Origin of the sequence: Nocardia sp. NPDC002869 (genome assembly GCF_046764065.1) — a bacterium.
Taxonomy (GTDB): domain Bacteria; phylum Actinomycetota; class Actinomycetes; order Mycobacteriales; family Mycobacteriaceae; genus Nocardia; species Nocardia rhamnosiphila.
In genome coordinates, this window is the sequence record NZ_JBKOOL010000247.1 from 1 (window position 1) to 5,877 (window position 5,877).

Genomic DNA, 5,877 nt, shown 5'->3' on the forward strand with positions numbered 1-5,877 from the left:
CAGAAACCCGCGCGATACGCGCGGGTTTCTTGCTTTTCCGGGCCGGATCGGTCAGGCGAGGCATACGACGGGCGGCCATATGGCACTCATCGACAACAGGACCCCCTTTTCACTGCCGGTTCTGTTGCTGCCTGCGTCGTACGCGCCTGATCGCCCACTCACGCAACGCTTTGCGGCGCAGAACCTTCTTCTCCGCGCGAGCCTTGTCGTGCAAGGCCCGCTTGGCCTCACGAAGCACCTGCCTCTCGTGGCGTGCCTTCTCCCGCAGCGCGACCTTGCCTTCGACCAGTGCCGAACGTAAACCGCGCCGCCGGCCGGTGTGCGGATCGATCCCGGACCAATGGTGCTGGACCCACTGACCGGCCGCCGGCCACGCCGACCCGGCCGGTCCCGCGAATTTCTGCTCCGAGGAGGTTTCCGGTGCGTCGTCGGCGGTACGGCGCAGGAACCGGTCCGGCAGCGCCAGCTTGTGAATCGTGCGGAAAGACAGCAGGTATTGCCTGCCGAGTGAACCGGTCGTGTAGGGCAGGTCGTAGATGTCGCACAGCCGGCGCACCCGCGCGGCGATCTCCGGATACCGATTGCTCGGAATATCGGGAAACAGGTGATGCTCGATCTGGTAGCAGAGGTTCCCGCTCATGAACGCCATGACCGGGCCCGCCCGGAAGTTCGCGCTGCCCAGCATCTGACGTAGATACCATTCCGCGCGCGTTTCGTCGGCGAAGTGCTCCTCGGTGAACTTCTCCGCGCCATCGGGGAAGTGCCCGCAGAAGATCACCGCATACGCCCACAGATTGCGGATCAGGTTGGCGGTGAGGTTCGCCTTCAAGGTCTGCTTCCACGCCGGGCCGGTGAGCAGCGGATGGATCACGAAGTCTTTGACCACCTGCCGCCGGGCCTTGCGCAGGAAGGCCTTGTTCGGCTCGGACAGCAGCCGTGCCCCCGACACTCCGGTGTGGGCCTGCTCGGCCGACAGGTCGTGCCAGGCGATGCCCCACTCGAAGGTGGCGGCGAGGACCAGATTGGCCAGCGGTTGGACGAGGTGGACGGGCCGCCAGGCTTCGTCGCGGGTCATCCGCAGGATGCCGAACCCCAGGTCCTCATCTCTGCCCAGCACATTGGTGTAGGTGTGGTGCGAGTAGTTGTGCGCCTGCTTCCACTGAGCCGAGGTCCCGACCATGTCCCACTCCCAGCTGGTGGAGTGGATTTCGGGATCGTTCATCCAATCCCACTGCCCGTGGCTGATATTGTGCCCGAGCTCCATGTTCTCGATGATCTTCGCGACCGACAGCGCGGCCGTACCGGCCAACCACGCCGACCGCTTTCTGCCCGCCAGCAGTGCGACCCGGCCGGCAACCTCCAATATGCGCTGAACGCGGATCGACCGACGAATATATTTCGCATCCCGCTCGCCCAGCGACTTCTCCACATCGCCGCGAATGGCGTCGAGCTCCGCACCGAGTGCCTCGATATCAGCAGGCGTCAAATGCGCGTAGGCATTGATGTCGGTGATGGCCACCGTGATCCCTTTCCGTATCCAGGTTGCACGGGCCACAGCGATGCGTCACGGGGTCTCCCCGTCCGGATCCGGGCACGAGCAACTCGACCGGCACCGAGAATATCGCTGCAAACCAGCAGCAGCTCACACGTCACAACAGATGCGCCACATCGGTGAGCAGATCGGCCCGGACCCGCCCGTCGGCGAGTGTGGCGGCGCGCACGATCCCGGCGGGCACCAGGCCCGCGAGCAGTATCGGGGGGCGACCCGGCGCGAGCGCCGGAACCGGCCCGGCCGCGTCGGCGAGTTCGCCCCGCCAGGCCCGCCGCATCTGTGCCAGCGCGCTTTCGAAGCGAATGCCCGGGTCGTCATAACCATATCGCTGACCGCGTAGTCGTCCGGCCCCGCGCCCATGCCCAAAGGCCCGCGGTGAACCGGCCGTCGCCGAGCCGATCGAGGGGAGGCGATCTGCCCGGCCACCACGAACGGGTTCCCGCGGTAGCCGATGTTCAGCACGGTGCTCACCAGCTCGGCGGTAGTGGTGTGCGCGGCGGCGACCACCAGTGTCACCAGTGGGTCGAGGCTGTCGTAAACGAGTCGATCGGTGGCTCCGCGTGCGGCGAACCCCGCGCGTTCACCTTGCGCGGCCCAGGCCCCGATCGCTTCCCGGGGTAGCTCCCGGCACCGCTGAGGGCAGGCCGAATCCGATCCGCACCGTTGTCTCCTCCGACATCCACACGCTCGTAAAAACCTGTCCCGCAAACGATCTCGGGATTCACGGGGTCGCCCACGCCAACACGCGGCCGCCGCCGCGTCCGGGATATGCGACCGCGCGGACCGGACCCGTCCGGGTCCGGCGGCGTCGGTCGTGCGTGTCCGCCCGGTCGGCGGCGCCGGACACCGCCCGTTCACCGGGGTGGACAGTGATCCGTTACGATCAAGATTGCCTCTCGGTCCAGCAACCGGCCGCTGAGTCTACGAGCGTGCGCTGAGTCGCCGTCGTTTCCTGTGTGATCGGAGGCTGGGGTGTCGATGCGTGCTGGCGAGTTCGGCGGTGACCTTGCGCGGTGATATTGCCGGGGCGGACCTCGGGCCGGCCGACAATGCGGGCTGGTTCGAGCGGGAACCCTTCGTACTGCTGGTGGAAGACGATCCCGGGGACGCCCTGCTGGTCGAAGAGCTGGTAGCCGACGCCGAACGCGGGATGCGCCTGGAATGGGTGCGCACCCTGTCCGAGGCGGCTGCCCGGCTCAGCATCGAGGTGCCCGACTGCGTCCTGCTCGACCTACGGCTGCCCGACGCCCAGGGGCTGGAAGCGGTGGCCCGGATCCGCGCGCACAACGACCGTGTCGCGGTGGTGGTGATGACCGGGCTCGACGAGGAGAGTACAGGGCTGGCGGCCCTGGCCTCGGGGGCGCAGGACTATCTGGTCAAGGGCCGGGTCGAGCCGGAGTTGTTCGCTCGCGCGGTGCGCTATGCCATTCAACGTAAACAGGCCGAGCGCACCAGCGCGGCCCTGCAGGCCAGCCAGATGCGGGCGCAGGAGAACGCCCGCCTCGAACGGGGCCTGCTGCCGACTCCGCTGCTCGGTGCCGACCGGGCGGTGGATGTGGTGGCGCGGTACCGCCCGGGCCGGGCGCATTCGCTGCTCGGCGGCGATTTCTACGATGTCGTCCAGGATCCCGACGGCGTCGTGCATGTCATCATCGGTGACGTCTCCGGACACGGACCCGATGCCGCCGCGACCGGTGTCGCGCTGCGCCTGGCCTGGCGCACCCTGGTCCTCTCCGGCGTGACCGGGTCGCGGCAGTTGCGCTTGCTGGAGCAGGTCCTGCTGGCCGAGCGGACCGACCGCCAGACCTTCGCGACCGCGACCAGTCTGATGCTCGATCCGTCGACGAGACGGGTCCTGGTGCGCCGCGCCGGACACCCGGGCATGCTGCACCACAGCGACGGGGGACTGTGCTGGCTCGAGGTACCCGGTGGTGCGGCGCTCGGTTTCATGCCCGGCCGGGCGGAATGGCCGGCCGCGGAGGTCGAGTTGGCCGCGGGAGCCGGGCTCATGCTGTTCACGGACGGTTTGTTCGAGGGCCGGGTGGGCCGGGACGGCGACCGGCTCGGGGAAGCCGGTCTGCTGGAGGTCGCCCGAACCGTCCCGATGGGCCGTCCCGAGGTGTTCGTCGACGAGCTGATCGAGCGGGTCGAGGACCTGGCCGGGGCGGCGGGCGGTCTCGACGACGACCTGGCCATCATTCATGTGTGCTGGAACGACGGGCGAAAGGGTGAACTCCGGTGACGAACGCCGACTCCCGGATAGTGGGCCGGCTGACCGCGCAGGCGTGGTTCCAGCTGGTCTTCGCATTGATGATCCTGGTGGTATTGATCGGCGCGGTAGCGGGTGCCCAGGTCATCTCCAATACCAACAAGGTCACCGACCGGCTGGCCCGGCAAACCCTGCCCGCGTCCGCGGAGGCGTACCGGCTGCAGAGTGCGCTGATCAACCAGGAAACCGGTCTGCGTGGTTATGCGATCGCCGCCGATCCCCAGTTCCTCGAGCCCTACATCGAGGGTTCGCGCGAGCAGGACCGCGCCGCCGTGCGGCTTCGTGAACTGCTGTCCGATCGGCCCGAACTACTCGCCGACCTCGACGTGATCGAACGTGGGGTGCGGCAGTGGCGCACCGAATACGCCGGTCCGCTCGCGGCCACCACGTCGCCGGAGCAGGCCCGGGCGCTGACTGCGACGACAGCGGTACGCGCCAAGAACGTCTTCGATCAGTTGCGTGCCGCGTTCACGGTGCAGAACGACGGACTGGCCGCCGCGGTCGCCGCGGACAACCGGGCGCTGGAACATGCCCGCACCATTCGCGATGTGGTGCTGTCCGGGATGGTCCTCGTTTTCCTGCTGACCGGAATCGTGCTGACCGTCTTATTGCGCAGGCTCGTGGTGCGCCCCCTGGCCGCGCTCACCGAATCATCACTGCGGGTGGCCGACGGCGAGTTCGACCATCACATCGTCAGCCGCGGCCCGGCCGATATCATGCAGGTCGCCGCGGCCGTGGAGGATATGCGCACCCGGATCGTCACCGAATTGGGTTCCACGCAGTCACAGAGCACTCTGCTGCGGCAGCAGAAGGCCGAGCTGGATCTGCAGGCCGACGAACTGCGCCGGTCCAACGCCGAGCTGGAGCAGTTCGCCTATGTCGCCTCCCACGATCTGCAGGAGCCGCTGCGCAAGGTCGCCTCGTTCTGCCAGCTGCTGGAGAAACGCTACGGTGCCCAGCTCGACGAGCGCGGTAAGCAGTACATCGACTTCGCTGTCGACGGCGCCAAACGGATGCAGGTGCTCATCAACGATCTACTCACCTTCTCCAGGGTGGGCCGGGTCAACGAGGGTGCGCAGCCGGTGCGGCTCGGTGAACCGCTGGACAAAGCACTCACCAATCTGTCGGGCGCCCTCGAGGAGGCCGACGCCGTGGTCGAGCGGCCGGACGATCTTCCCGAGATCATGGGCGAGCCGACCCTGCTGACGATGCTGTGGCAGAACCTGATCAGCAACGCGGTCAAATTCCGGCGGCCCGACCACGCGCCGGTCGTCCGCATCGAGGCCGCGGCCTACGCCGACGATCCGGCGCTGCGGCTGTTCTCGGTCACCGACAACGGTATCGGTGTCGCACCCGAATTCGCGGAGAAGGTATTCGTCATCTTCCAGCGGCTGCACGCCCGCGACGAATACAGCGGCACCGGTATCGGTCTGGCGGTCTGCAAGAAGATCGTCGAATTCCACGGCGGAACGATCTGGCTCGACACCGAGAACACGGTGGGAACCCGGATCTGCTTCACCCTCCGCACCGTCGAGGCCGAGCCCGGTGCCGAGGACCCGGCAGCGCCCGCTGCCGCGACCGTACCCGTACCCGTACCCGAAGGAGAAACCGTATGACCGTACCCGGCCAGCCGATCGATATCCTCCTCGTCGAGGACGACCCGGGCGACGAGTTGATGACCCGGGAAGCCTTCGAGGACAACAAGATCGGGAACACGCTGCACGTGGCCCACGACGGGCAGGAGGCGCTGGACTTCCTGTACCGCGCCGGCCCCTATGCCGACGCCCCCCGTCCCGATCTGATCCTGCTCGACCTGAACCTGCCGAAATACGACGGCCGGCAAGTGCTGGAGAAGATCAAGGCCGATGCCGACCTGTCGCATATCCCGGTGGTCGTCTTGACGACCTCCGCCGCCGAAGAGGACATCCTGCGCAGCTACAAACTGCACGCCAACGCCTATGTCACCAAACCGGTCGATCTCGACCAGTTCGTGGCGGCGATCAAGCGGATCGACGACTTCTTCGTCCAGGTGGTCCGGCTGCCCCGCGCTCGCTAG

The 5,877-nt window shown here is 67.3% G+C and carries 5 protein-coding genes; 3 read left to right on the plus strand and 2 right to left on the minus strand.

Annotated features, from left to right (window positions below; translation table 11 throughout):
* Positions 1-109: 109 nt before the first annotated feature.
* Positions 110-1,519 carry a fatty acid desaturase family protein gene (locus tag ACLML9_RS27335; RefSeq protein ID WP_411948206.1) on the minus strand — a complete coding sequence of 470 codons (1,410 nt, stop codon included), beginning with the start codon at positions 1,517-1,519 and terminating at the stop codon, positions 110-112.
* Between the two features lie 130 nt (positions 1,520-1,649).
* On the minus strand, positions 1,650-1,829 hold the full coding sequence (locus ACLML9_RS27340) for a hypothetical protein (protein ID WP_411948207.1): 180 nt from the start codon (positions 1,827-1,829) through the stop codon (positions 1,650-1,652).
* A gap of 741 nt (positions 1,830-2,570) precedes the next feature.
* On the opposite strand from ACLML9_RS27340, the gene ACLML9_RS27345 reads away from it, so the two are divergent.
* From ACLML9_RS27345 to ACLML9_RS27355, 3 genes are all read left to right on the plus strand, one after another.
* Complete coding sequence (locus tag ACLML9_RS27345; RefSeq protein ID WP_411948209.1) at positions 2,571-3,794, plus strand: PP2C family protein-serine/threonine phosphatase; 1,224 nt, start codon at positions 2,571-2,573, stop codon at positions 3,792-3,794.
* Positions 3,795-3,862: 68 nt separating this feature from the next.
* The gene (locus tag ACLML9_RS27350) at positions 3,863-5,437 is read left to right on the plus strand and encodes a sensor histidine kinase (RefSeq protein ID WP_411948210.1); all 1,575 of its coding nucleotides are present in this window, start codon (positions 3,863-3,865) and stop codon (positions 5,435-5,437) included.
* Positions 5,434-5,877 (plus strand): response regulator, encoded by a 444-nt coding sequence (locus tag ACLML9_RS27355; protein ID WP_411948208.1) that lies wholly within the window; start codon positions 5,434-5,436, stop codon positions 5,875-5,877. The genes ACLML9_RS27350 and ACLML9_RS27355 overlap by 4 nt, the downstream gene beginning before the upstream one ends.

Excerpts from the sequence above, each read along its gene's own strand:
- ACLML9_RS27340 (WP_411948207.1), bottom strand. The coding sequence starts at position 1,829 with ATGCGGCGGGCCTGGCGGGGCGAACTCGCCGACGCGGCCGGGCCGGTT.
- ACLML9_RS27350 (WP_411948210.1), top strand. The coding sequence starts at position 3,863 with ATGATCCTGGTGGTATTGATCGGCGCGGTAGCGGGTGCCCAGGTCATC.
- ACLML9_RS27355 (WP_411948208.1), top strand. The coding sequence starts at position 5,434 with ATGACCGTACCCGGCCAGCCGATCGATATCCTCCTCGTCGAGGACGAC.